24 protein-coding genes and 2 riboswitches are annotated in these 24812 nt (G+C 58.5%); of the genes, 18 read left to right on the top strand and 6 right to left on the bottom strand.

All coding sequences use genetic code 11. The features are described from left to right. The first annotated feature begins 119 nt into the window (after positions 1 to 119). From IRT44_RS02540 to IRT44_RS02525, 4 genes are all read left to right on the top strand, one after another. Complete coding sequence (locus tag IRT44_RS02540) at positions 120 to 1232, top strand: S-layer homology domain-containing protein (protein ID WP_171566825.1); 1113 nt, start codon at positions 120 to 122, stop codon at positions 1230 to 1232. Between the two features lie 393 nt (positions 1233 to 1625). Beyond that, positions 1626 to 4034, top strand: a complete 2409-nt coding sequence (locus IRT44_RS02535; protein WP_212132870.1) for a 3-hydroxyacyl-CoA dehydrogenase/enoyl-CoA hydratase family protein — start codon at positions 1626 to 1628, stop codon at positions 4032 to 4034. Positions 4035 to 4048: 14 nt separating this feature from the next. Beyond that, a complete protein-coding gene (locus tag IRT44_RS02530) occupies positions 4049 to 5227 on the top strand; it encodes an acetyl-CoA C-acetyltransferase (protein WP_171566827.1) in 1179 nt (392 codons plus the stop codon). Positions 5228 to 5270: 43 nt separating this feature from the next. Beyond that, a complete protein-coding gene (locus IRT44_RS02525; RefSeq protein WP_171566828.1) occupies positions 5271 to 7049 on the top strand; it encodes an acyl-CoA dehydrogenase family protein in 1779 nt (592 codons plus the stop codon). A gap of 61 nt (positions 7050 to 7110) precedes the next feature. Here IRT44_RS02525 and IRT44_RS02520 read toward each other — a convergent pair whose 3' ends face one another. From IRT44_RS02520 to IRT44_RS02500, 5 genes are all read right to left on the bottom strand, one after another. Next, positions 7111 to 7623 carry a 1,2-dihydroxy-3-keto-5-methylthiopentene dioxygenase gene (locus tag IRT44_RS02520; RefSeq protein WP_171566829.1) on the bottom strand — a complete coding sequence of 171 codons (513 nt, stop codon included), beginning with the start codon at positions 7621 to 7623 and terminating at the stop codon, positions 7111 to 7113. Positions 7624 to 7653: 30 nt separating this feature from the next. Next, entirely contained in the window at positions 7654 to 8310 is a 657-nt protein-coding gene (locus tag IRT44_RS02515; protein WP_171566830.1) for a methylthioribulose 1-phosphate dehydratase, read from the bottom strand. Next, positions 8307 to 8984: a 2-hydroxy-3-keto-5-methylthiopentenyl-1-phosphate phosphatase gene (locus tag IRT44_RS02510; protein ID WP_171566831.1), complete on the bottom strand. Its 678-nt coding sequence runs from the start codon at positions 8982 to 8984 to the stop codon at positions 8307 to 8309. The genes IRT44_RS02515 and IRT44_RS02510 overlap by 4 nt, the downstream gene beginning before the upstream one ends. Next, on the bottom strand, positions 8981 to 10195 hold the full coding sequence (locus IRT44_RS02505) for a 2,3-diketo-5-methylthiopentyl-1-phosphate enolase (protein ID WP_171566832.1): 1215 nt from the start codon (positions 10193 to 10195) through the stop codon (positions 8981 to 8983). Before IRT44_RS02505 ends, IRT44_RS02510 begins: the two co-directional genes overlap by 4 nt. A gap of 148 nt (positions 10196 to 10343) precedes the next feature. Next, a riboswitch (SAM riboswitch) is annotated at positions 10344 to 10458 on the bottom strand. Between the two features lie 166 nt (positions 10459 to 10624). Then, complete coding sequence (locus tag IRT44_RS02500; protein WP_230077388.1) at positions 10625 to 11431, bottom strand: hypothetical protein; 807 nt, start codon at positions 11429 to 11431, stop codon at positions 10625 to 10627. Positions 11432 to 11585: 154 nt separating this feature from the next. Between IRT44_RS02500 and IRT44_RS02495 the strand changes: the two genes are divergently transcribed. The 9 genes from IRT44_RS02495 (at position 11586) to IRT44_RS02455 (ending at position 20054) form a co-directional block, all read left to right on the top strand. Beyond that, entirely contained in the window at positions 11586 to 12101 is a 516-nt protein-coding gene (locus IRT44_RS02495; protein WP_230077387.1) for an RNA polymerase sigma factor, read from the top strand. After that, positions 12079 to 13254: an anti-sigma factor gene (locus IRT44_RS02490; RefSeq protein ID WP_230077386.1), complete on the top strand. Its 1176-nt coding sequence runs from the start codon at positions 12079 to 12081 to the stop codon at positions 13252 to 13254. Before IRT44_RS02495 ends, IRT44_RS02490 begins: the two co-directional genes overlap by 23 nt. Positions 13255 to 13344: 90 nt before the next feature. Then, a riboswitch (SAM riboswitch) is annotated at positions 13345 to 13487 on the top strand. Positions 13488 to 13683: 196 nt separating this feature from the next. Further along, entirely contained in the window at positions 13684 to 14910 is a 1227-nt protein-coding gene (gene mtnK, locus IRT44_RS02485) for an S-methyl-5-thioribose kinase (RefSeq protein WP_171566835.1), read from the top strand. Then, positions 14907 to 15950 (top strand): S-methyl-5-thioribose-1-phosphate isomerase, encoded by a 1044-nt coding sequence (gene mtnA, locus IRT44_RS02480; RefSeq protein ID WP_212132867.1) that lies wholly within the window; start codon positions 14907 to 14909, stop codon positions 15948 to 15950. The genes mtnK and mtnA overlap by 4 nt, the downstream gene beginning before the upstream one ends. A gap of 108 nt (positions 15951 to 16058) precedes the next feature. Continuing rightward, positions 16059 to 16637 carry a GNAT family N-acetyltransferase gene (locus IRT44_RS02475; protein WP_171566837.1) on the top strand — a complete coding sequence of 193 codons (579 nt, stop codon included), beginning with the start codon at positions 16059 to 16061 and terminating at the stop codon, positions 16635 to 16637. 321 nt (positions 16638 to 16958) lie between these two features. Further along, entirely contained in the window at positions 16959 to 18137 is a 1179-nt protein-coding gene (locus tag IRT44_RS02470) for an MFS transporter (protein WP_171566838.1), read from the top strand. Positions 18138 to 18319: 182 nt separating this feature from the next. Next, positions 18320 to 18457 (top strand): hypothetical protein, encoded by a 138-nt coding sequence (locus IRT44_RS02465; protein WP_171566839.1) that lies wholly within the window; start codon positions 18320 to 18322, stop codon positions 18455 to 18457. Between the two features lie 281 nt (positions 18458 to 18738). Then, entirely contained in the window at positions 18739 to 19197 is a 459-nt protein-coding gene (locus IRT44_RS02460) for a hypothetical protein (protein WP_230077385.1), read from the top strand. A gap of 128 nt (positions 19198 to 19325) precedes the next feature. Then, a complete protein-coding gene (locus tag IRT44_RS02455) occupies positions 19326 to 20054 on the top strand; it encodes an amino acid ABC transporter ATP-binding protein (protein ID WP_304415109.1) in 729 nt (242 codons plus the stop codon). A 242-nt stretch (positions 20055 to 20296) separates the two neighbouring features. Here IRT44_RS02455 and IRT44_RS02450 read toward each other — a convergent pair whose 3' ends face one another. After that, entirely contained in the window at positions 20297 to 20986 is a 690-nt protein-coding gene (locus IRT44_RS02450; protein WP_371808911.1) for a polysaccharide deacetylase family protein, read from the bottom strand. A gap of 156 nt (positions 20987 to 21142) precedes the next feature. On the opposite strand from IRT44_RS02450, the gene IRT44_RS02445 reads away from it, so the two are divergent. The 5 genes from IRT44_RS02445 to IRT44_RS02425 all read left to right on the top strand — a co-directional run bounded on the left by IRT44_RS02445 (position 21143) and on the right by IRT44_RS02425 (position 24684). Continuing rightward, positions 21143 to 21949 (top strand): DUF2797 domain-containing protein, encoded by an 807-nt coding sequence (locus tag IRT44_RS02445; protein ID WP_171566852.1) that lies wholly within the window; start codon positions 21143 to 21145, stop codon positions 21947 to 21949. Between the two features lie 64 nt (positions 21950 to 22013). Beyond that, positions 22014 to 22193 (top strand): hypothetical protein, encoded by a 180-nt coding sequence (locus IRT44_RS02440; protein WP_171566842.1) that lies wholly within the window; start codon positions 22014 to 22016, stop codon positions 22191 to 22193. Between the two features lie 237 nt (positions 22194 to 22430). Next, positions 22431 to 22793, top strand: a complete 363-nt coding sequence (locus IRT44_RS02435; protein WP_171566843.1) for an arsenate reductase family protein — start codon at positions 22431 to 22433, stop codon at positions 22791 to 22793. A gap of 2 nt (positions 22794 to 22795) precedes the next feature. Next, on the top strand, positions 22796 to 23986 hold the full coding sequence (locus IRT44_RS02430; RefSeq protein ID WP_171566844.1) for an aminotransferase class I/II-fold pyridoxal phosphate-dependent enzyme: 1191 nt from the start codon (positions 22796 to 22798) through the stop codon (positions 23984 to 23986). 149 nt (positions 23987 to 24135) lie between these two features. Beyond that, positions 24136 to 24684 carry a peroxiredoxin gene (locus IRT44_RS02425; RefSeq protein ID WP_171566845.1) on the top strand — a complete coding sequence of 183 codons (549 nt, stop codon included), beginning with the start codon at positions 24136 to 24138 and terminating at the stop codon, positions 24682 to 24684. Positions 24685 to 24812 lie beyond the last annotated feature (128 nt).

Genomic DNA, 24812 nt, shown 5'->3' with positions numbered 1-24812 from the left:
GTATTTTTTTCTCATAACTTAGCAGCGGTTGGGCGGTAAAACAGGCAGTTTTTCCCGGAAATCATCTGTACAAATCATACCATTCGACGCAAATTCACTTGGAGAGGAAAGGAGAAATCATGTTCAAGAGAAGTCTTTTGTGGGTACTCATGGTTTGCCTGTTGTTCCAGGTCGTCATCGTGCCCTGCGCAAACGCCGAAACCGCGTACGACGACGTCAAGGGGCACTGGGCCAGCGAGCAGATTCAGTTCTTGACCGAACGGGGCATATACAAGGGAAACGGCACGCGCCATTTTTACCCGGACAAGCCAATTACCCGCGGCGAGGCGCTGGTGCTGGCGAACCGCGTCTTTGAAGCCGTCTACGGACCGTTGGCTGCTCCCGAGCAGAAGGCTTACCTCGATTACAGGTATCCGCTCCGAAAGGAAATCGAAGCGATGACGGCCAACCTGCAGGTGCTGCTGGACGTCCAGACAGGCTTTGTCAACGAATACCGGCCGGGTGACAAGATTCTCTATTATCTCCATCTGGTTTCGCAGGGGCAGTTGATGAAAACACCGCAGAAAGAACTGGTCGACTGGTGGGTGCCGACCCAGTTCCTGCAGTATCCGCTTTCGCGGGAAGAAGCCAGCATGATCTTCTTTCACCTGCTCGCCCCGTACAAGTTGAGAACCATGAATGCAAAATCGCAGGATGTCGCCTCGTTTTTCGCCGGGTACCAAGGATGGAAACAGCCAAGCTATTATCCTGATACTGCTTCGCCTTATGCGGGAGCGATTCGCGAATTCCATCTGTTCAACGAAACGCGCCTGTTTAACCCGTACAAAAACATGACACGCGCAGAGTTTGCGACCGTACTGAAGCGCCTGTACGATTTTTACACGGAAGACGCCGCCAAACAGTTCCGGGAATCGCAAAATCGGCAGCAAACAGCGGTGAACATGCTGCTGACCGCCGCCAACTATGCGCACCAAACCAAGAATGAGAAATGGCTGGACGCGTATCTGAGCAAGTCTGCGCAGGAGAGCATCGACAAAATCGGCGTGCCGCTGCATGACTATCGCGTGACGCTCACGCTGCGCAAGGATGACACCGACAAGAACAAGCTGTGGGTCACGGCAGCTTACGTAGACAGCAAAGTGGGCAAATACGAGCTGGAGTACCTGCTGGAACCGGATGACGGAAATCCGTTTGGCCGCAAGGTGATGTCGATCAACATCATCCATAAGTAATGGCATAAACGGCAGGTGCGGCTGCGTCTTTGCTGCCTGTACGTGGCCGCCTGCCCTGTCTTTGGCTGTTGCGGCGGGAAAACTTCCGGGAAGGGGAGAGAGCGAATAAGCAGCAAATGAAGATTGCAACCGCTCTCCTTTTCGTTTACAATAAAACTGAGCGATCATTCAGTCGCGTCTGAATCGCCAAACATCTCACAGGTGCGAGGGCTTATACGGTGGGGTGTTTTTTTACACCAGCAAAATGAATGAGCATTCATTCAAGGGGTGACATGTGCGGCGAAAAAAAGGAATACGTTTGAACAGGTAGAAATCCTTCGTGAAAAACTCTGCAAGTTCAGACTGTTTTGCCTTTTTCGCAGGACCCCATTTCTTTAGTGAGGAGGGTAATGGATGGAACGCAACATCTACAAAGCGGCCGTGCTCGGTTCCGGCGTGATGGGAGCAAGCATCGCCGCTCATCTGGCCAACGTCGGCATCCCCGTTTACCTGCTGGACATCGTGCCGCGAGAGTTGACAGAGGACGAGAGAAAGAAAGGACTGACGCTGGCTGATCCCGTCGTCCGCAACCGCATCGCCCAGTCCGGCAAGGACCGGCTGCTGAAAGAAAAGCCGGCTCCGCTCTACGACAAGGCGAACCTGGACCTGATCACTGTCGGCAACATGGAAGACCACCTGTCCTATCTCGGCGAGGCTGACTGGATCATCGAGGCGGTCGTGGAAAACCTCGACGTAAAGAAAAAGGTGTTTGAACTGGTCGAGGCGCACCGCAGGCCGGGCACCATCGTCTCCTCCAATACGTCGGGCGTTTCCATCAACGAGATATGCGCGGGACGTTCCGACGAGTTTCGCAAGCATTTCCTGGGCACGCACTTTTTTAATCCGCCCCGTTATCTGAAACTTCTTGAGATTATTCCCGGAAACGACACGGATCCGGCGATTGTCGACTACATGATGCACTTTGGCGAATTCGTGCTGGGCAAAGGAACGGTGCTCTGCAAGGACACCCCCAACTTCATCGCCAACCGCATCGGGACGTTCGGCCTGCAGGTCTCGATCCAGGAGATGATGCGGCTCGGACTGGGCATCGACGAGGTAGACGCGCTGACGGGTCCGGTGATCGGTCGTCCGAAAAGCGCCACCTTCCGCACGCTGGACGTGGTCGGGCTGGACACGTATGTGCACGTGGCCAACAACGTGAAAAACAAGACCGCGGATGACGCGGAAAAAGCGATCTTCGAAGTGCCGTCCCTGGTGCTGCAGTTGGTGGAAAAGGGCTGGCTCGGCCAAAAGGCAGGTCAGGGCTTCTTCAAGCAGGTAAAGACGGAGAATGGCAAAGAGATTCTCGTACTCGACTACAACACGCTGGAATACCGTCCGCGCGTCAAGGCGAAGTTTCCGTCGCTGGAGGCGGCCAAGACGGCGAAGACGTTGCCGGAAAAGCTGAAAGCGCTTGTGTACGGCAAGGACAAGGGGAGCGAGTTTCTCTGGAGCGTCTTCAAGAAGGTGCTGCTCTACTCGGCGGCCAAGGCGTACGAAATCGCCGACGACATCGTGGCTGTCGACCGGGCGATGAAATGGGGCTTCGGCTGGGAACTGGGACCATTTGAGACCTGGGACGCGATCGGTGTGGAAAAATCGGTGGCCCGCATGCGCGAAGAGGGCGAGACAATCCCGGCGCTGGTGGAGGAACTGCTGGCGAGCGGCAAGACCTCGTTCTATCAGAAACAGGACGGGCGTGTGGCTGTATTTGCCGTCGGCGGCCGCTACAAGGACGTCGAGGAAAAGAAAGAGCAGATCAACCTGGCGGCACTTAAGGAACAGGGCCGGCTGATCAGGAAAAACGCGGGTGCCGCGCTGGTGGACCTGGGCGACGGTGTGGCCTGCCTGGAGTTTACCTCTCCGCACAACGCGCTGGGCATGGATGTGCTGCAGATGGCGGCCTTCGCCGTGGAAGAGGTGCAGCGCAACTTCCTCGGACTGGTGATCGGCAATCAGGGCAAAAACTTCTGTGTCGGCATGAACCTGGCTCTGGCCTTGATGGAGGCACAGGACGAAAACTGGTTTGAACTGGACATGTTGGTCAGACAGTTTCACAAGGTGGGGAACGCGCTGCGCACCATGCACCGTCCGGTCGTAGCGGCGCCGTTCGGCATGACGCTCGGCGGCGGTGTGGAAGTCTGCTTCCTGGCCGACCGCGTGCAGGCGGCCGCCGAGACCTACATGGGGCTGGTGGAAGTGGGCGTAGGCCTCTTGCCCGGCGGCGGCGGCACCAAGGAGATGCTGTTCCGGGCGATGGAACAAGTACCGGAAGGCGGCACCGTGCCGGTTGATCCATTCCCGTTCGTGGCCCGTGCGTTCGAGACGATTGCCATGGCCAAAGTCTCTACTAGCGGGAAGGAAGCGATCAATCTGGGCTACCTGCGCCCGAGCGACCGGATCAGCATCAATCAGGATCACCTCCTCTACGACGCCAAGCAGCTCGTGTTGACGATGGTCAAGGAGGGGTATACACCGCAGCGGCCGCGCAAGATTCGCGTCATCGGCGAGTCGGGGTATGCCACCCTGCGGCAAAGCATCTATTCGATGAAAAAGAGCGGCTACATCAGCGATCACGACGAACTGATCGCCAGCAAGATCGCCTACGTCATGTCCGGCGGCAGCGTGCCGGCCGGCACCGAGGTGACGGAATCCTACATCCTGGAGCTGGAGCGGCAGGCGTTCCTCGAGCTGATCAAGACGCCCAAGACGCAGCAGCGCATGCAGCACATGCTGATGAAAAACAAGCCATTGCGTAACTAGGGAGGGGGAAAGACATGAGAGAAGCAGTGATCGTCGCCGGCGCCCGCACCGCGGTGGGAAAAGCGAAGCGAGGCAGCCTGAAGGACGTGCATCCCGTCGACATGGGGGCTGCGGTCGTGAGCGACCTGTTGCGCCGCGTCCCCGAGCTTAATCCGGCCGAGATCGAGGACGTGATCATGGGGACGGCCGTACCGGAAGCCGAGCAGGGGATGAACATGGCCCGCCTGATCGGCCTGCGCGCCGGATTGCCGACCAACGTTCCCGGCATTACCGTCAACCGCTTTTGCTCGTCCGGCCTGCAGACCATCGCCTACGCCGCCCAGCAGATTATCGCCGGCGGGGCTGACGTGATCGTGGCCGGCGGGGTGGAGAGCATGAGCCTGCTGCCGATGGCCGGCCACAAGGTGGCGCTCAATCCGACGCTGATGGAGACAATGCCGGAAGCGTACATGAGCATGGGGCACACAGCCGAGGAAGTGGCAAAGCGCTACGGCGTCAGCCGCGAAGACCAGGACGCGTTTGCGCTGCAAAGCCATCAGCGGGCTGCAGCCGCCATCGCCGCCGGCAAGTTCCGGGACGAGATTGTGCCGCTGACCGTCAAGCAGCACCGCGTGGACGATGACGGCAAGCTGCACGTCACGGAGCGCGTCTTTGACACGGACGAGGGCGTGCGGGCTGACACCTCGCTGGAAGCGCTGGCCAAGCTGAAGCCGGTGTTCCACGTGCAGGGCACGGTCACGGCAGGCAACTCTTCGCAGACGAGCGACGGCGCAGCCGCCGTACTGGTGATGTCGGCGGAAAAGGCGGACAGTCTGGGCGTTCGCCCGATCGCCAGATTCCGCTCGTTTACGGTGGGCGGCGTCGATCCCGACGTGATGGGGATCGGTCCGGTAGTCGCCATTCCAAAAGCGCTGAAAATGGCTGGATTGAGCCTGGCCGATGTGGACCTGTTTGAGCTGAACGAGGCGTTTGCCTCCCAGTCACTCGCCGTCATCCGCGAACTGGGCCTCGACCCGGCAAAAGTAAACGTCAACGGCGGTGCGATTGCCCTGGGCCATCCGCTGGGCTGCACCGGGGCGAAGCTGACCGTTTCCCTGTTGAATGAGTTGAAGCGGCGCGGCGGCAAGTACGGCGTCGTGACGATGTGCATTGGCGGCGGCATGGGGGCCGCCGGCGTGTTCGAAATGCTGTAGGCACGGAGAAACACCACATTTTATAAAAAGGGAGAGGGATTTGATGGCTGAAACGAAAGATCTGATTCGCGGCGGCAGCTTTCTGATCAATGCCGGTTCGCCGGACGACGTGTTTGTGCTGGAGGAAATCACCGACGAGCAAAAACTGATCGCGCAGACGACAGAGGATTTCATCAACAATGAAGTGCGTCCGCATATGGAAGAGCTGGAACAGCAAAACTTTGAGCTGTCCGTATCGCTGCTGAAAAAAGCGGGGGAACTGGGCCTCCTGGCTGCCGACGTGCCGGAGAAGTACGGCGGTGTCAGCCTGGATAAGATCAGTTCCGCTCTGATCGGCGAAAAATTTGCGCTGGGGCGCGGGTTTGCGATTACGTTTGGGGCGCACGTCGGCATTGGTTCCCTGCCGATCGTGTACTTCGGCACGGAAGAGCAAAAGCAGCGCTACTTGCCCGATCTCGCCACCGGAAAGCGGATTGCCGCGTACTGCCTGACGGAACCGGGCTCCGGTTCGGACGCGCTCGGCGCCAAAACGACAGCCAAATTGTCCGAAGACGGCACGCATTACGTGTTGAACGGGACCAAGCAGTTCATCACAAACGCCGGTTTTGCCGATATCTTCATCGTTTATGCGAAAATTGACGGGGAACACTTCTCTGCGTTCATCGTGGAGCGCGACTTCCCGGGGGTATCGGTCGGCGCCGAAGAGAAGAAAATGGGCATCAAGTGCTCCTCGACCCGTCCGCTCATTCTCGAAGACGCCCGCGTGCCGGTGGAAAACCTGCTGGGCGAGCCGGGAAGAGGGCATGTGATCGCGTTCAACATCTTGAACGTCGGTCGCTACAAACTGGCTGTCGGCGCGGTTGGCTCGGCGAAACACGCCCTGCATCTGGCGACCACCTACGCCAAGGAGCGCAAACAGTTCAAAACGCCGATCGCCAACTTCTCCATCATCAAGAACAAATTGGGCACCATGGCGGCAAAAATCTACGCCGCGGAATCCTTGGTGTACCGCACGGTCGGCCTGTTCGATGCCGCCCTCTCCGCTCTTGGCGAAAAGGCGGAGGACGGCCGTGAAGTGGCCAAGGCCATCGCCGAATACGCGATCGAATGCTCCATCAACAAGGTATTTGCTTCGGAAGTGCTGGATTACTGCGTGGACGAAGGCGTACAGATCCACGGCGGATACGGCTATATCCAGGAATACGAGATCGAGGGCATGTACCGCGATTCGCGCATCAACCGGATTTTTGAAGGTACGAACGAAATCAACCGCCTGCTGATCCCCGACATGCTGGTGAAAAAGGCGATGAAAGGGGAACTGCCGCTGATGCAGGCAGCCGCCGGCCTGCAGGAAGAGCTGATGAGCTACTATCCGGAAGAAATCGAGGAAGCGCCGCTGGCGGCAGAAAAACACCTGATCGAGATGACCCGCAAGATCATCCTGATGGTGGCCGGTTCCGCGCTGATGAAGTACCAGCAGGCGATTGCCAAGGAGCAGGAACTCCTGGCGCTGGCCGCCGACATGCTGATCGAGCTGTACGCGATGGACAGCGTCGTGAAGCGGACGGAAAAGGCAATCGAGAAAAACGGCGTGGAAAACGAGCGGCAAAAGCTGGATCTCGCCACCCTGTATGTACACGAAGCGTTTGACCGGATCGAGGGCTGGGCAAAAGAGGCGCTGGCGGCGATGGAAGAGGGCGACGAACTGCGCATGCGCCTGTCCATCCTGAAAAAGCTGACCCGCCGGACGCCGATCAACACCGTCCACCTGAAACGGGCCATCGCCGACCGCGTTATCGAAGCGGACGGATACGTGCTGTAACGGGTGAAATGAACAGAAGCCGAGGGGATGTCCCTCGGCTTCGTTGTTTTTCGTTTTCGGATTAGTAGATGGCTTCCCAGCCGGCCGGAGTGACGAACAGGCGGATCGCCTTGATCTTGCGGTCGTCCATCAGCGTGAAGTAGTGGCGGGAGTAGGACGGGACGGAGATCAGGTCGCCCGGCTCCATTTCCACGTCAAAGTAGCGGCCGTCCTTGCCTTTGATCGCAAAGATGCCGTGGCCGTCCACGCAGAAGCGGCACTCGTCGTCGGTGTGATGATGTTCTGCTTTAAATTTGACCAGCAGTTCATCCAGGTTGGGCGTCTGATCGGACAGGACGACGATGTCGGCCGTGAGATAGCCGCGCCGCTTGCTGATGTCCTCGATTTCCGGGCGGAACGCGTCGAGAATCTGCTGCTTTTCCTCGTCGGTCAGGTTGTAGTTGTCGCGCAGATTGGCATCCAGGCGGTCTACTCCCCAGTGCTCATAGATGATTTCTTGGGATTGCAGGAATTTAGAAACTTCCTCCGGTGCCGTAATGTACTCGTTGTTGTCGTGAAACCGTACTTTTGCCATGATGCAATACCTCCTTTAATGATTTTCAATTTATTGAGGGTGTGTGAGGGACACGGCGGTCTGGCGAAGCTGCAGCCAGCGCACGTGGTACTCAAACAGGAACTCAAACGACTCCAGGTGGCGCTTCGCCTCGAAGTCGTTGGCACCCCAGGCGTAGATGCCGTGGTTGCGGATCAGCACGCCGGGGACATCAGGTGTGATCACTTTTTCGATCGCGGCCGCCAGTGTCGGAATGTGGGCAAAATTCTCGACAATCGGAATGGTAATGCGCGCGTTTTCTTCCCAGATGCCCAGTCCCTTGATCAGCTCCTGCCCCTGAATGGAAAAGGCGCGCTGCCCGAAGTAGAGTTCGGACACGAGGTTGTTCCACACGGTGTGCACGTGGAAGCAGGCGCCCGCCTGCGGAATGCGCTTGTAGACCACGGCGTGGATCAGCGTTTCCGCCGAGGGCTTGAGCGTCGTCGGTTCGACCGGGCGGGACTCCCCGTCGACCACCAGGTAGTCTTCCGGGGAGAGCTTGGTCTTGTCTTTTCCACTGGCCGTCACGGCAAACTGCAGCGGGTCATCAGAGAGCTTGATCGAAAGATTGCCGCTGGTGCCGGGAAACCAATCGCGGCGGGCAAACGTCAGCTTCGCTTCGTCCAGCCGGCGAAACGCGTCTGCGCGTTGTTCCAGAGTCACTGTCATGGTGAGCCGACCTCCTGTTTGGTACGTAAATCTTTTACAATGTCGATGACGTCGTGGAAGGTGGCAAACGTCCGATGCGCAAGGCCCAGTTCCGCACATTTTTGCGCCAGCAGCGAACGGGCGATGACGAAATCGGCAATCTTGGCGCCCGCCAGATCGGTGACGGAATCGCCGATGACCACGCGGAAGTGGCGGTCCGGGTCGTATCTCCGGATGATCGACGTCTTGCACATGCCGCAGTCGTTGTCACAGTGTTCGTCGCAGCGGTGCGGCCACGTGATGGTGATGTGCTCGCCGCTGAAATCGCTGCCGTTGCAGTAGATGGGCACGTTCAGCTCAAACGGGGCGAGGATCGGCTCCACGAAAAAGTCGATGCCGCCGCTGGTGATCAACAGTTCGATGCCTTCGTCCCGGCAAAAGCGGACAAATTCGGCAAAGCCGGGACGGATCACCGCATCCTCGACGATGAAGTCGACAATCTCCTGCTTAAGCGAGGAAGGGAGGAGCTGAAACAGCCTGCCCACGCCTTCGCGTATGCTCACCTGCTGGGAGAGGATTTGTTCCGTCAGCGCCTCCCACTGCGGGGGAGCAAAGCGGCGCATGATGGCGACGATGTTGTCCTTTTCCGTAATGGTGCCGTCAAAGTCGCAGAACAGCACGAGCGATTTGCTCATCGTCCGCCCCCCCATTTCTCCAGGGCTGCCGCCAGCTCCGGCGACTCGGCTGCCGCGTCGGCAAGCGAACGTCCAGCGACGACCGCGTCAATCGCGGCGACAAACGCGCGTCCGCCTGCGGTCGCCCCGCCGGGATGGCCGTGGATGCCGCCGCCCGCATTGACCACCTGATCCTGTCCAAAATCTTCGTACAGTTGGGGCACCAGGCCGGGATGAATGCCTGCAGACGGGACCGGGAAGGCGCGCCGCAAGCCGTTCAGGGGAGCGGTCAGATGCTCGGCCAGCTGCAGGGCTTCCGTCTTGTCCAGAGCCACGCTGCCGTATGGCGACGGGAAGAGCACCAGGTCGGCGCCGGCGATCCGCATCAGTTTGCCCAAGAGCAGCGGCGTGGCGATGCCGTAGTCGGGCGACGGGTAGAATGCGCCTGCCAGTGCCGGATGGGCCATGATCGGCACGTGGACGTCCGGGTCGGCACTCAGGCGGTGCAGGGCGTCAAAGCCGAACGCCAGCACGTTGAACAGCAGGCAGTCCGCGCCAGCCTCCACGGCCCGCTTGGCCCGCTCGTTCAACTCGTGCACCGGACCGGTCAGATTGGCAGCGTAGAGGACAGGTTTGCCGGTCTGTGCTTCCGTTTCCGCGGCAATCTGTTTAAACGCCTTGATCCGTTCCAGAAACGGGGCGCGGTCATCGGCGAAAAAGATTTCATCGTCCTTGACCAAGTCCACGCCGCCCAGCGCCTGCGCGCGGAACTGGGCTTTCAGATCGTCAAACGGCATACCCAGGCAGGACTTGAAAATGCTCATCAGCAGCGGGCGGTCATGCACGCCGAGCCGTTTGCGCAGACCATCGATGCCGAAACGGGGACCAGGAAAGCCGTTGAGAAACGCTTCCGGGAACTGCACGTCGATCAGCTTGATCTTGCCGTCCATGGAGAGCTTGCCGAAGATGCCGGTCAGCAGCGACGGGATGTCGGCGGTAAAGTTGCGCACCGGGTAGCTGACGGTGATCAGACCGCGCGTTTCCCCGTTTTCCAGCGTCTCCAGCGGTTGAGCGTCCACCGCTTCGCCCAGGTACGGTTTCAGTTCCGCCTGTTTGGCGGCGGGCAGGTCAGTCCAGGTGCCGACGGTCATCCCGACGGCGATCCCCTCTGCTTTTTTGCGCAGGTCTTTCGCTTGTGTCAGATAGGTGACGAGGATGCGTTGTTCGTTCATGGATGGGATGATCCTCCTTGTGCTGTGCCCTCCCGGCTTGCGGGCGGGATTGCCGCCGTGCTGTGGACGAGCCGGACAGGGCCGCTGTGTTCCAACAAAAAACCTCCCCATGGAGGAGGGGAGGCGGTTGTCGTTCAGTCAGCGTCTCCTCTCATCTTTCGGAAAACATTTCCGCAGGATTTAGCACCGTTACGCCCCCAGACGGGAAAGCGCCGGTTGCCGGGCATCATAGGGCCAGTCCCTCAGCCAGCTCGTGATAAGAGTGTGAATCGTCTGCTATGCGGTTTTGCTTGGCAGTTACCCCCATGATATGACGTTCCTTGCAGGGAGTCAACCCTTGATCGGTGGAAATGTGCAGGCTGTTGTCACGCTGCAGGGAGCCGGGCCTGGCGTTGTCCGGCCGGTAGTAAATCCGGCCCTGGCGCCGATTCAGTGCTGGATGTGTACGTTATGGAGAAGGAGCCCCAGTTCAGATGTTTCGTCCACCACCCACCAGAAAAAGGCATCGCGTGCAAAGGCGCATCGGTGTGCAGGCGGAGCGGCGGCCAGATAGGCGCGTATGTCGTCCAGCGGTATGTGATCCCTGCTGGTGTCGGCAAAGGGAAACACGTAGTCAGCAGCAGGCTTTCCGTCCGGTCCGTCAATTGGCACGACCCCCAGCCCGTCGATGGTCGGAATCCAGCCAGCGGATCGGCGCTGGCTCTCCAGGTCGTTCAGATACCGCATGACGTCGGGAATCGGTTCGAGGCCCAGGTCTGTCTGCATGTGATGCAAAACGGTCTGGCGGCACGTAACGAAGTTTCGTAACTGCGGGTCTGTTGCCTCTTCATGCCTGCTTTCTGCGAGATCGGCCCAATACCGCTCCCATTGCCGGGGTGTGCGGACGGACACCAGACTGCCAAGTTCGCCGGCGGATCCGATCGTCACCACCAGGCGGAAAAAGTCTTCCAGATTACGTGCGATAATGCGCAAAGGTGGGTCGTCCGTCGGGCTGACACAAACAATCGAGGCCTCTTCCAGATCTGTGATGCGGCCGAAATCGGTCAAAAAGCCGTAATGAATGCCGTCGCAGCCGGTCTCGGCAAAGACGTGCAGGTCGGGCGGCGTAATCGTGTAGCGGAAGGAATTGTCTGCAAACCGGAAATGGATATACTCCAGCGGTCTGTCCAGTCCTTCCCGTATCAGTTTCTGCTCCAATGCCCGCATGTGCTCCAGCAGGTCGATGCCATACCCCATCAAATCGCCCCTTGGACACCGTGTTATAATACCCCTTATTTTACCATAAACCTCAATCTTTTGAAAAAATGCTGCGGCCTTTTGAAAAAATGCTGCGGCGCGGTGGAACTTTTCCCCGCCATGTGCGTGGATAGGAGTGAAAGGGTGTGAATCCGTGGAAAAGGTCGGACTGGAAGACGTGTACCGCTTGTACGTCAACGACATATACCGCTACCTCTGCCGATTGACCGTTGACCGGGTGCAGGCGGAAGACCTGACGCAGGAGACCTTTTTTCGGGCGTATCAATACCTGGATGACTATCGTGGGGAAAAGGTGCGCCCCTGGCTGTACAAGGCGGCCTACCACACGTTTGTGGACTGGCATCGGAGGCGGAAGAAGCGTCCGTGGCGATTGGTGGAGAAGATTCCGGAACAGCCGGACGGGGCGGCGGCGGACCCGGTGCGGACGCTGCTGAGCCAAGAGGCGTGGTCATCGCTGCGGACGTGCCTGGACCGGCTGCCGGAGAAGCAAAAACAGGTGATCCTGCTGCATTACGAACAGCTCAGCTACGCGGAAATCGCCGAGGTGCTGGGCATCGACACGGGGGACGTAAAGCGCTCATTGTTTCGCGGGCGGCAAAAATTACGCAGAATGTGGAGGGATGAACTTGACGACGGACAAGGCAAATGAGGATCGGGAACGGGAACTGCTGGCATATCTGCGCGGTGAAATGACGAAGGAAGAAGCTGCCTCTTTCCGTGCGAGGATTGCAGCGGACGAACTGTATGCGGAACGCTTGGAGGAGCTTTTGCTGGGCAGCGGCGGAGAGGAGGAGAGAGAAACGGACGTGCTGTCCGAAGAGACGCAGCGCGCCATCCTCCGCCGCAGCAAATGGCGCCACAGGCTCGGCAACGCGGCTTACACGGTGGCCATCTCGCTTCTCGTCGGGGCCGTCCTGATCTTCACCAACGGGTGGATCGGCTGGTATTTGTACGAGGACGCCTACCGGGTGGCCCGGGACATGGTGCACTTTACCCAGCCGGGGCTCACGGTGGGCAGCAGCGGTTCGCAAATCGGATTTCTGTACGGGGAGATAACCATGGAACTGCGTGAACAGGTGGGGAGAGACGATCAGAACGCCGGAACCTTTTCGATCAGCAACGTCTTCTCGATCATTTCCGCGAAGCCGGCATGGACCGACGGTTTGCGGAAAGAGCGGCTCTTTTTTCTCTTTCCGTTGTCAGCGGACGATCGGGAAGAAAGCGCCATCCGCAGAAATCCTGCCTGGAACACGCTGGAAAAGCTGCCGGAGGGAACGGTGGCGCAGCTCGCCGTCTCGTTTGACCGGCTGCTGACCCATGATGAGTACTACGCCCTTTTTTCCGGCTACGATTTGGATACCACCTGGTTCGCCGTGGACACGGGGCAGGAGCGAAACCATCCGGACGCGGCGGAAGGCAGTCTGCTGCTGTCGGCCGGTGACGTGTGGGGATACGCGGAAAGAGAACTCGATTACGGCGAAGCACCGATTCAGGCACATGGCGAAGGTGAGCGGCGCGCCCGGGCGTACCTGGCGGAAATGGAGTATCTCGCGGGACAGGAACGGCTGACGAACGCCATTGGCGAGCGGCTTGTGACCGCCCGAAACCGGCTGCGCATCGAGGAACGCTGCCGCTACCTGCAGCAGAACGGTGTGCGCCTCTACGGGGCGGTCGTGACGGGCCCTGTCAAGGAACTGCTAAAGCTGCGGCAGGAGCCGTCGATCACGGCTGCCTTCGTGGGCCGGATCGACTGGTGGAACTGGGACCGGCCGAGTGCTTCGGGCCAGCGAACCAGTCCGTGAAGACTGGACAATTCGCCCAAAAAAGGGTGTTGACAGCGAGAAGACGGGGTTGTATGATTCAAACAAACGTCAAAACCGCATACGTTGGATACCTTATCCAGAGAAGGTGGAGGGACTGGCCCGATGAAACCCGGCAACCGACATGACGCTGTTCGAGCGATTCTGGCGACAGACGTGCAGCGCATGCACGGTGCTAATTCCTGCAGAAACAAAAGTATTCTGGAAGATAAGGGGGAGACGACACGCAGACGCGTATGAACAGACCTCTTTTCTTCGGGAAAAGAGGTTTTTTGTATGTGCGGAATGCTCCGGCTGGAGGCGGCAGCAGCACACACGCCGCCCGGCGGCCGCCAACATAGACAAAGCGAAAGTGCAAAGACAAGTGAATGTGAAGACAAGAGAATCTGTCAAAGGAGAGGGGATTGGACCATGGCGTATCGCGCATTGAGCGAACAAGAAGCAGTGCAGTACGTAAAACAACTGCCGGACCTGTTTGCGCCGGAAGCGGAACTGACCAGCCGGGAGATTGGTGACGGCAATCTCAACCTGGTATTCCACATCAGGGAGGAAGCGACGGGCAAAAGCGTCGTCGTCAAGCAGGCACTGCCCTACGCCCGCGTAGTGGGTGAATCCTGGCCGCTCACGCTGGACCGCGCCCGAATCGAAAGCGAGGCGTTGCGCATCCAGCACAAATACGTGCCGGATCTCGTGCCGAAGGTGTATCACTACGACGAGGAGCTGGCCCTGACCGTGATGGAAGACGTCAGCGACCACGTGATTATGCGAAAAGGCTTGATCGAGGGCAACCGCTACCCGCTGTTCGCCAAACAGATCGGCCGCTTTCTCGCCCATACGCTGTTTTACACGTCCGACTTGGGGGCGCATCCCTACGACAAAAAAGCGCTTGTCGGAAGATTCATAAATCCGGAATTGTGCAAAATCACGGAAGACCTCGTCTTTACCGATCCTTACGAAGACGCGCCGACCAACAATTTCAACCCGCTGATCAAGCGGGAGGTGGAGGCGATCTGGAACAACAAGCAGCTGAAGCTGGAAATTGCGCAGCTCAAGTACGATTTTCTCACCCGGGCGGAGGCGCTGATACACGGCGACCTGCATACCGGCAGCATCTTTGTATCGCCGACGTCGGTCAAGGTAATCGACCCTGAATTTGCCTACTACGGCCCGATCGGCTTCGACATTGGCGCGGTGATCGCCAACCTGCTGCTGAACTACGCGGGCCAGCACGGTCTGCAGCCGGACGCAGGAAAGCGGGGGGATTATCGAGAATATCTGTTGGCAACGGTGGAAGACGTTTGGAACGAGTTTGTCTCCCAGTTCGTCCAGCTCTGGCACAAACAGGCGAAAGAGCGGAGCGCCCACACCGAAGGCTTCTGGCAGGGCTACGTGCAGCGGCTGATCCGCGACGCAGCAGGCTTTGCCGGCTGTAAAATCCTGCGCCGCGTCATCGGACTGGCGGGCGTCGCCGACCTGAACAGCATCGCCGATGACCAGACCCGCGCGGAAGCAGAACGGCTGGCGCTGGCGATTGGCCAGGCGCTGATTCTGGAGCGGAACAAGGTGGAAGTATCGACAGACATCACAGATATCGTTCGGACGGTTACCGCACGATACTACCAGGAGGCTGTAGTATGACAACGACCAGCACGCCATTTGCGCCGGTCAAGTGGCAGGATGACGCGCTCGTCCTGCTGGACCAGACCCGGCTGCCCGTTGAAACGACATACCTGACACTGACGACTGCACAAGAAGTGTGGGCGGCCATCCGCCATCTGCAGGTACGCGGGGCACCGGCCATCGGCATGGCGGCCGCCTACGGTTTGTACCTCGGCATCCGCAACAGCGACGCCAACGATTTCGATACGTTTTGGCAACACCTGAGCGAACAGGCTGACTACCTCGGCACCTCTCGCCCGACGGCAGTCAACCTGTTCTGGGCCCTGGACAGGATCAAAGCACGCGTGCAGCGCGAGTCCGGCAAACCGGTGGCAGAGCTGAAGGCAGCAGTCCTGAATGAAGCCCTGTCCATCCAGCGGGAAGACGCGGAAGTGTGCCGCCGGATCGGAGAGCATCTGCTCACCCTGCTGAAAGACGGCATGGGCATCCTGACGCACTGCAATCCGGGGGCGCTCGCGACAGCAGCCTACGGCACGGCGACGGCCCCGCTCTACCTCGCCAAGGAGCGCGGCTGGAACCTGAAAGTGTACGCTGACGAGACTCGGCCTGTGCTGCAGGGGGCGCGCCTCACCGCCTACGAGCTGCAGCAGGCGGGCATCGACGTCACGCTGATTTGTGACAACATGGCGGCGATGGTGATGGCCCAGGGCAAGGTGCAGGCAGTCATCGTCGGCACGGACCGCGTGGCTGCCAGCGGTGACGTCGCCAACAAGATCGGGACCTACGGTGTTGCCGTTCTGGCACACGCGCACGGCATACCGTTTTACGTGGCGGCCCCGCTGTCTTCTATCGATCTCGACACGCCGACGGGCGCAGACATTCCGATCGAGGAGCGGCCGGCGGAGGAGATTACACATGGACTGGGCAAACAGGTGGCGCCGGACGGCATCAAGGTGTACAATCCTGCGTTTGACGTCACTCCGGCCCGCTACATCACGGCCATTGTCACCGAAAACGGCATCTACAAACCGGACGAAATCCGCAACTGCAAACGCTGACGCAAACAGCCCCGGACGGCCCAGGGAAGGGCGTCTCGTCCGGAGGTCCTTTTTCCCACCGATAAAGCGCCCCCGGGCGCTGTTTGCGTTTCCTGGAGGAGGAGAGACATGAGAGTGATTCCCATGACGATGGAGGCCTGCCTGAAGCAGCTGGAACCGGCCGACGCGGAGGAGTTGTTCTGGCTGACGGATGTCAACCGGGCCTATTTGCGCCAGTGGCTGCCGTGGCTTGACATCGTGCGCGAGGTAAAGGACACAGCCCAGTTCATCGCCTTAACGATTGACCAGCACAAGCGCCGCCAGGGCACCCATTACGGCATCTGGTACAAGGGCAGGTTGGCCGGGACGCTGGGCGTCCACAGCATCGACTGGAACAATCGGAAGACGTCCATTGGGTATTGGCTGGGGGAGCAGTTTCAGGGAAAAGGGCTGATGACTCAGGCAGTGGCCGCTTACCTGGACCATCTCGTGTTTGGCGAGTGGAATCTGGAGCGCGTCGCCATCCAGGCGGCGACGGGCAATGTAAAAAGCCGGGCCATACCGGAGCGGCTTGGCTTTCAGCTGGAAGGCGTGCTGCGCAGCAACGAATTCTTGTACGACCATTTCGTCGACCACGCCGTCTACAGCATGCTCGCTGCCGAGTGGCGAGGCCGGAGATCCGCGGGGATGAGCAGGAGCGGGATTTGAGAGAATATGTTGGATTGACAAGAAAATTTGGATAACTTACGATCGTAACATGACTAGCGAAAAAGGGATTGCGTGCAGCGCATCCCTTTCTTTGTTGCGAACAAGCAATAGGTCAAGCGGCGTGCCTGCCTGATGCGGGACACTGCCAGCTTTGACCGTGATACAGAGTCGGCTGTCCAGCCAGCGCAGGAGGGGCTGCATCCAAACAGGTACCTGTTGCAGCAGGTTTTCTCTCTGCGGCGCAGCCAGGGAGTGCCGCTGACGTGGCGGGAAGGCTGCACATATGAATAAGGAAGAGTTTGAGAGGAGTTACCGGAAATTATGTCGTCATCGCGTTATACCTTTTGGGTACTGATCCTGGTGGTGGTGATCGGCGGCGTCAGCCAGGGTCTGACCATCCCGCTTTTGGCCGTGCTGCTGGAACAGCAGGGGGTGTCGTCTTTGGCCAACGGCCTGAACGCGGCCGCCTTGTACATCGGGATGGTAGTGGCTTCACCGTGGTTGGAGATCCCGCTCAGACGGATCGGCTACCGTTCCACCATTTTGTGGGGATTGGTGCTGGTCACCGCCTCCACCGTGCTGCTCCCGTTCTTTACCCATCTGGCTGTCTGGTTTGCCCTGCGCCTGCTGATGGGCGTGGGCGATACTTCGCTGCACTACGCCAGCCAGATGTGGGTGACGAAAATTGCGCCGCCAGAGCGGCGGGGACGGGATTTGTCGCTGTACGGATTGGCATACGGGATCGGTTTTAGCATCGGACCGCTGGGAATCAATCTGCTGCCGTTCGGGATCTGGGCACCGTTTGCGGCGGTCACTGTCCTGTACGTGCTGGCGTTTTGCCTGCTGGCCCGTATCCGCAATGCGTATCCCGATCCGGTACCGCCGGCTGCGGATGGAAGGCGGGAAAACCGCTACGCTGCCGTCTTCCGGCTGGGGTGGCTGGCGCTGATTCCGTCGTTTTTGTACGGATTCATGGAGACGTCGCTCAACGGCAGCTTTCCCGTCTACGCGCTGCGAACAGGCATCTCAGTGGAGTGGGTGTCGCTGATCCTGCCGTCGTTTGTCGTGGGCAGCATCATCCTGCAAATGCCGCTGGGGGCGTTGAGCGACCGGATTGGGCGCAGACTGGTGATGGGTGTCTGCGCATTGGTGGGGGCAGCTGCGTTTTTGCTGTTCCCTTTGAGCGGCGACAGCGTCTGGGCGATGATGCTGCTGTTGGCCCTGGCGGGTGCGGCGGTCGGGTCGTTTTACTCGCTGGGCCTGGCCTTTGCGGCTGACATCCTGCCGGCGTCCATGGTGCCGACGGCGGGCATCATTGCCGGCGTGAACTTCGGCGTGGCCAGCATTCTTGCGCCCAATCTGAACGGTCTCATGATGCAGGTGTGGGAGCCGTGGACCATCTTCTGGCTGATGGGCGGGCAGCTTCTCGCTTTCGCCGTCGCCTGCCTGCTGAAGCGGACCCAGTCAGAAAAGATGTGCCTTCATACCCAGGAAAGCTAGGCGCAGCATCCCTCTGCCGTCACAATATCGTCTGTCATGCAGCCCGACTAACGGGCTGTTTTTGCTGAACGTCCTTCAAATTGGGCGCAGACCCAAAGAATAAGCGGCGCTCCCGGCATAAACTGAGAACAGCAGGGGAAACGTAAGGATAGTCCCATTTTTTGTCGAAAGGGGTCGACCCGATGCTTACGCCATCCGTATTTAAACGCGGGATTATCTGGATTCTGTTTTTTCTGCTGAGTCTGGTCGTCGCTCCCTTCTTTACAGATGACAGCAATCCGGCGCCCGCTCCCGCCGCTCCGCAGGCGACAGTCCGATAGGGCGACGGCACACATACCCGCGTTCACGGCCAGTCCGGCCGGCGAGATGCATGGCGTGCCCCGGCATCCCGTATCCACAATCCACGTGGTGCGGGATGTTTACGTTTGGGGGGCTGTCCTGGAGGGGAAGGAGATATCAATGAATACGTCGAAAGGCTCAGGAAGGAAGGGCATAAAATTCATGAAGTTTGTTAAAGAGCTAGACTTTAAAAAAAAGAACGATTGAATGGCAGGCACTCGCTGACATAAAAAAACGGTAACACAAGGTGTGAACTGGATTCATGAAAAACTTGGTCAGGGATATTTTTACTATTATCAGGATTGCTTTAATCTTTCTTGCTACCTTTGCACTTTCAAGCCTATTGTTTTTTAGGTTTTTCTATGATGGTAAAAATGATGAACTAGTTTTTTTAATCCAGTTGGTTGTCGTTTTTCTAATGAACCTCGTATGGTATAAGTGGAAACAACCGCTGACGCATCCCGCTGCAGTTGGCTCCCTTTGCCTTCGCGAACCCAAGTATAAGGAGGGAATTATCATGTCGACGTGGATCTTCCTGTCCATCATTGTTGGGGGTCTTTTGGTTTTTGGGGTAGTGTATGACCGCGTAACAAAAAGAAAAGCGAACGTGAAGGATTTGGATACAGCAATGAAAAACTCAAGCCCGTCTAATATGGTATACAAAGAGACGTTTTTACATGAACAGCAAAATAAAATTCATGATTATAGCCAACTGCACTAATCCTGTCATCTGATGCACGAAGGTGGAGTACCCGCTGATAAAATATGTTAAACTGCTGAAATTTTCGAAACATTAGGCTACAATAGGGAGACAGGAATACAGACAGACGGAACCAGGGGGTACAAGTCGTGATCATCCAAGTGACAGACCTGCGAAAAAATTACGGAAAGCTGGAAGTGCTGAAAGGCATCACCACCCAGGTGGCGGAACGGGAAGTAGTGTGCGTGATCGGGCCGTCCGGCTCGGGGAAAAGCACGTTTTTGCGCTGTCTCAACCAGTTGGAGGAGATGTCGGGCGGACGGATCGTCATCGCCGGTCGCGACCTGAGCGATCCCAAGGTGGACATCAACAAGGTGCGGGAAGAAGTCGGCATGGTGTTCCAGCGGTTCAATCTGTTCCCGCACAAGACCGTGCTGGAAAACGTCATCCTCGCTCCCATCAAGGTGAAGAAGATGCCGCTGGAGGAAGCGCGGCAGCATGGACTGGCCCTGTTGAAAAAGGTGGGGCTGGAAGACAAGGCGGACGTCTACCCGGACCGCCTCTCAGGCGGACAGATGCAGCGGGTGGCGATTGCCCGTGCACTGGCCATGAACCCCAAAGTGATGCTGTTTGACGAGCCCACCTCCGCACTTGATCCGGAGCTGGTCGGCGAAGTGCTGGGTGTGATGAAAGACCTGGCCAGGGAAGGCATGACCATGATCGTCGTCACCCACGAGATGGGCTTTGCCCGCGAGGTGAGCGACCGGGTGATTTTCATGGATCAAGGCGTCATTGTCGAAGAAGGAACGCCCGAACAGATTTTTTCCAGTCCGCGAAACGACCGGCTGCGCGCCTTTTTGGGCAGGACGTCGGCGTAAGCGTGCAAACATGATTTTCAACCCGATAACTAACAAAGACAAAACCCAGGAATGCTGGAAAATCAACATTCCTGGGTTTTTCATTTTTATCGGGACAGCCCCTTTTGAGCCAGCCTTTTTTGTGCGCAATGCTTGGCGGATTACTTTCGAATCGGTTTCCAATGATTGCGTATTTCATTGAAACCAAATGAAAAATGTGGAAAAATATACCTCCTGCGGTTTGGTTGGCGCAAAACAAGCACCTATTGTGCCGCATCAAGAAGCTGGCTCACAGTGACAAACCGGTAGCCCTGGGAGCGGAGATCGGTAATCAGCTCTTGCAGTGCCGCTACGGTCTGCCGCTGGTTCAGCCCGCCGTCGTGAAACAAAATGATGTCTCCGGCCGAGACGCTGCTTTTAACGCTTTTGGCAATCACCGAGGCGGTGCGGGCCAACGACCAGTCGCGCGGATCGACCGACCAGTGGATGATGTCGTACCCGCATGACTGGACGGCGTTCAACACGTCGTGGGTCATGACGCCGCCGGGCGGCCGGTAGTACTGGGCCAGCACGCCGGTCGTGCGCAGGATCGACTGCTCGGCGCGCTTGATCTCGTCGTAAATCTCCTGTTCGGTCAGCTTGTTCAGGTCGTAATGGTGGTACCCGTGATTGCCGATCTCGTGCCCGGCTTTCTGGATCCACTGCATGATCTTGGGATATTGCTCCGCTTTGGAACCGAGCACGAAAAAGGTGGCTAACACGTTGTTGCGGTGCAGCACTTCCAGGATCTTCGGCGTGTAGACGGCATCCGGTCCGTCGTCAAAGGTGAGCGCCACCACTTTTTTCTGGGTGTCGATGCGATGGATGGGCTCGTAGGCGGGGACAGGCAGACCAGACGCGGCGGTGCGGGACGTCCATCCGAAGAGGCAGAGGAGCAGACAGGCAAACAGCATCCTGCGGCGCAAGACTACCGCCTCCTTTGCATGAATGGTCTTTTTCTAGCTTCACCGGGCCCCGGGAAAACATGCTGCCAAAAGAAAACAGCGGTCTGCGGGAAAGCGGGATGTGGTAGAATGAAGGGACCGTACATAGGGGAGGAGAGAGTAATGGTGGAACTCCGCGGTGTTCTGCATGGGCTGGTCCACCAGTACCACGGCAAGGATCAGCCTGTTGACTACTATCTGCAGGTGGGGGAAGACCGGCTGCCGTTGAATGAATGGCTGGGCCGCGAACTGACGATCGCCTTTCTCGGCGAGAAAAACTGCATCGCCTGCGGACGCAAGACCAACAAGACGTTTAACAACGGGTACTGTTACCCCTGTTTTACCAAGCTGCCGGAAAACGACTTGTGCATCGTCAAACCGCACGAATGCCACTATGATCAGGGGACTTGTCGAGACGCCAGCTTTGGAGAGGCGCACTGCATGATTCCGCACTACGTCTACCTGGCCGTATCCAGCGACGTGAAGGTGGGGCTGACGCGAAAAAACAACGAGCTCAAGCGCTGGGTGGACCAGGGAGCCATCCGCGCCATCCCGATCGCGGAGGTGCCGACCCGGCGCATGGCGGGAGAGCTGGAGGTGCACCTGAGCCAGTTTTTGCCCGACAAGACCAACTGGCGAAAAATGCTGAAAGGGGATGTCAAGGAAGTGGATCTCCTCGCCCTTCGCGAAGAGGTGTACGCCCACTTCCCTGAGGAGTTCAAGCCGTTTCAGTACCGGGAAGACGAATGGATAGACATCACCTATCCGATCCTGGAGTCGCTGGACAAGATCAAATCGCTGACGCTGGACAAGCAGGAGAGTCTCGGCGGCAAGCTGATCGGCGTGAAGGCCCAGTACCTGATTTTTGAAAACGGCGTCTTCCAGGCGAAAAAACACGCCGGTTACCAGGTGCAGGTGACCGTCACCGCCTGACGTGCATAAACCAGCCCCCTTCGCTCCACACTGAAAGAAATCGGAGCGGAGGAGGCGAACGCACGTGACCCGAGAGCAGATCCAATACACGGAACCGCTGACCGGCACGCTCGCAGAAGCGGCAGAAGCAGACCCGCTGGGGGTGCCCTTTTCGCCGCTGGCGCAGACGTGGCAGGTCAATCCGGGTACGGAAACGGCGGAGCCGGGCGGCGAGCCTGGTGAACCGGTACGGACAACCAATTAAAAGACGGATGACAGGGTATGGCAGCCAGCAGCGATGCGTGGCTGCCGTTTTTTAAGGACTGCCCTGGTCGCATGAAAAAAAGCCCGCGTAACTTCGGGAGGGGGGCACCTGTCCTCTCCTGCACGTTACTTGCGGGCTCCAGTCTGAATCGTTTTTGCCGCGAGGGACATCGTGGTATGCTAGTAGCAGGAACAATTCTTTCCATTGTTAATTATCACGCGTTCGAGGTGAATCAGTATGACGATCAAGGCATACCTCTACGACAGATGCGGCACCTGCCGCAAAGCGAAGCAGTGGCTGAATCAGCACGGTGTCGCCTTTGAGGAGATTCCGATAGTGGAAGCACCGCCGTCCAAGGAGGAGCTGCGCCGGATGTGGCAGGCGAGCGGGCTTGACCTGCGCAAGTTTTTCAACACCAGCGGCCAGCACTACCGCGAGTTGGGACTGAAGGACAAGCTGCCCGCGATGAGCGAGGAAGAGATGCTGGAGCTGCTTTCGTCCAACGGCAAACTGATCAAGCGCCCGCTGGTGACGGACGGCAATACGGTGACAGTTGGCTTTAAGGAAGATGAGTTCGAAAAAGCCTGGGGGGCGCGCTGACGATGCGGACCCCGTCGCGGCGTTTGGAGCACCTGTCGTCGGCGATATTTTCCGAACTCGCGAGGTGCAAGCGGAGCGCGGCGCAGCGTCGTCCCGTCATCGACCTGAGCATCGGCAGTCCGGACCAGCCGCCCGCGCCTGAACTGGTGGACGCGCTGGTCGAAGCCGTGCGGCAGCCGGGAGCGTTCGGCTATCCGATGACCGACGGGACGGACGAATTTCGCGCCGAAGTGGCCTGCTGGTACCGGTACCGGTTCGGCGTCGCGCTCGATCCCGACAGGGAGGTACACTCGTTGATGGGCTCCCAGGACGGTCTGGCCCACTTTGCCCTGGCCTGGGCCGACCCCGGGGACGTGGTGCTGGTGCCGGACCCGGGGTATCCCATCTACGCCGGCAGCGTCCGTTTGGCGGGGGCCGACCTGTACCCGATGCCGCTGCGGGCGGAAAACGGCTTCCTGCCCGATCTGGCGAAAATTCCGGAAGAGGTGGCCCGGCGCGCCCGCTTCATGATTCTCAACTATCCGAACAACCCGGTGTCTGCCGTGGCGCCGCTCTCCTTTTTTGAACAGGTGGTGTCCTTTGCCAAACGGCACGACATCATCGTGGTGCACGACCTGGCCTACTCGGAAATGGCGTTTGACGGTTATCGGCCGCCCAGTTTTCTGCAGGCGCCCGGAGCCAAAGACGTGGGCATCGAGTTCAACTCGTTTTCCAAAAGCTTCAACATGGCCGGCTGCCGGATCGCCTACGTGGTGGGCAATGAAGAGATCATCAAGCCGCTGGCCGCGGTCAAATCCAACGTGGATTACGGCGTCTTTCTCCCCGTGCAGCAGATGGCGGTGGCGGCGCTGCGGCTGGACAGGGAGTCGGGTTCGTCAAACGCGGTGGGCCCCCTCTACCAGGAACGGCGTGACGTGTTGCTCGCTGCGCTGCGGGAAGCGGGCTGGGCGATCGAGCCGCCCAAGGCGACCATGTTTGTCTGGGCGCCGGTGCCGGCCGGATGGAGTTCGCGGGCGTTTGCCTTTGCCCTGTTGGAAGAAGCGGGCGTGGTGGTCGTCCCCGGCAGCGCATTCGGCGCGGAAGGAGAAGGCTACGTGCGCATTGCTCTGGTGCAGCCGCCGGACGTGCTGCGGGAAGCGGCCGACAGAATCGCGGCATCCGGCATATTGTCTCGAAAACCGACCGGCGCATAAACGTTCCTGCGAGTGGGAATGCTATTTGTTGTGCCATTGAGATGGAATTACAGGTTGAAATGATTCCTACATTATATTGACTATAAAGAGCTACGTTGATATGATGAGAACTGTAGGCAATAAAACAAATCCTAAGGAGGTTGTTACATATGGCACAACGTCTTGTTGGTCTTCCGGCCCCTGACTTTACGCTGGAAACCGCTCTTGGCAACGGCAAGGATTTCGGTAAGGTTTCCCTCTCCGACTACCGTGGCAAATGGCTGGTACTGTTCTTCTATCCGCTCGACTTCACGTTCGTGTGCCCGACGGAAATTATCGCGCTGAGCGATGCTATCGAAGACTTCAAAGATCTGGATGCGGAAGTGCTCGGCGTATCCGTTGACTCCAAGCACTCCCACCGTGCATGGATCAACACCCCGCGCGACAAAAACGGTCTGGGCGGCCTGAACTACCCGCTCGCTTCCGACTTCAACAAAACCACCGCTCGTGCTTACGGCGTGCTGGATGAAGAAGCTGGCGTAGCATTCCGCGGTCTGTTCATCATCGACCCGGAAGGCGTTCTGCGCTACCAAGTCGTAACCGATCTGAACATCGGCCGCTCCGTAGACGAAACGCTGCGCGTGCTGCAAGCACTGCAATCCGGCGGTCTGTGCCCGGCCAACTGGCGTCCGGGTGAAGCTCACCTGACGGCGAACTAAGCATCGCGGCATCAGATGAAAAAGGGTCTAACAACCTGCTGTTAGACCCTTTTTTTGCAGGAGCGATGAGCAAGCGACTCCTGTTTCAATAGAAGGGCCGTTTTTGGCATAAGCTTTTCTGTAGGGAA

The organism is Brevibacillus sedimenti, from assembly GCF_020923495.1.
Classification (GTDB): Bacteria; Bacillota; Bacilli; order Brevibacillales; family Brevibacillaceae; genus Brevibacillus; species Brevibacillus aydinogluensis.
Note: the sequence above shows the minus strand (reverse complement) of the source record. Positions and strands in the feature narration are given on the sequence as shown.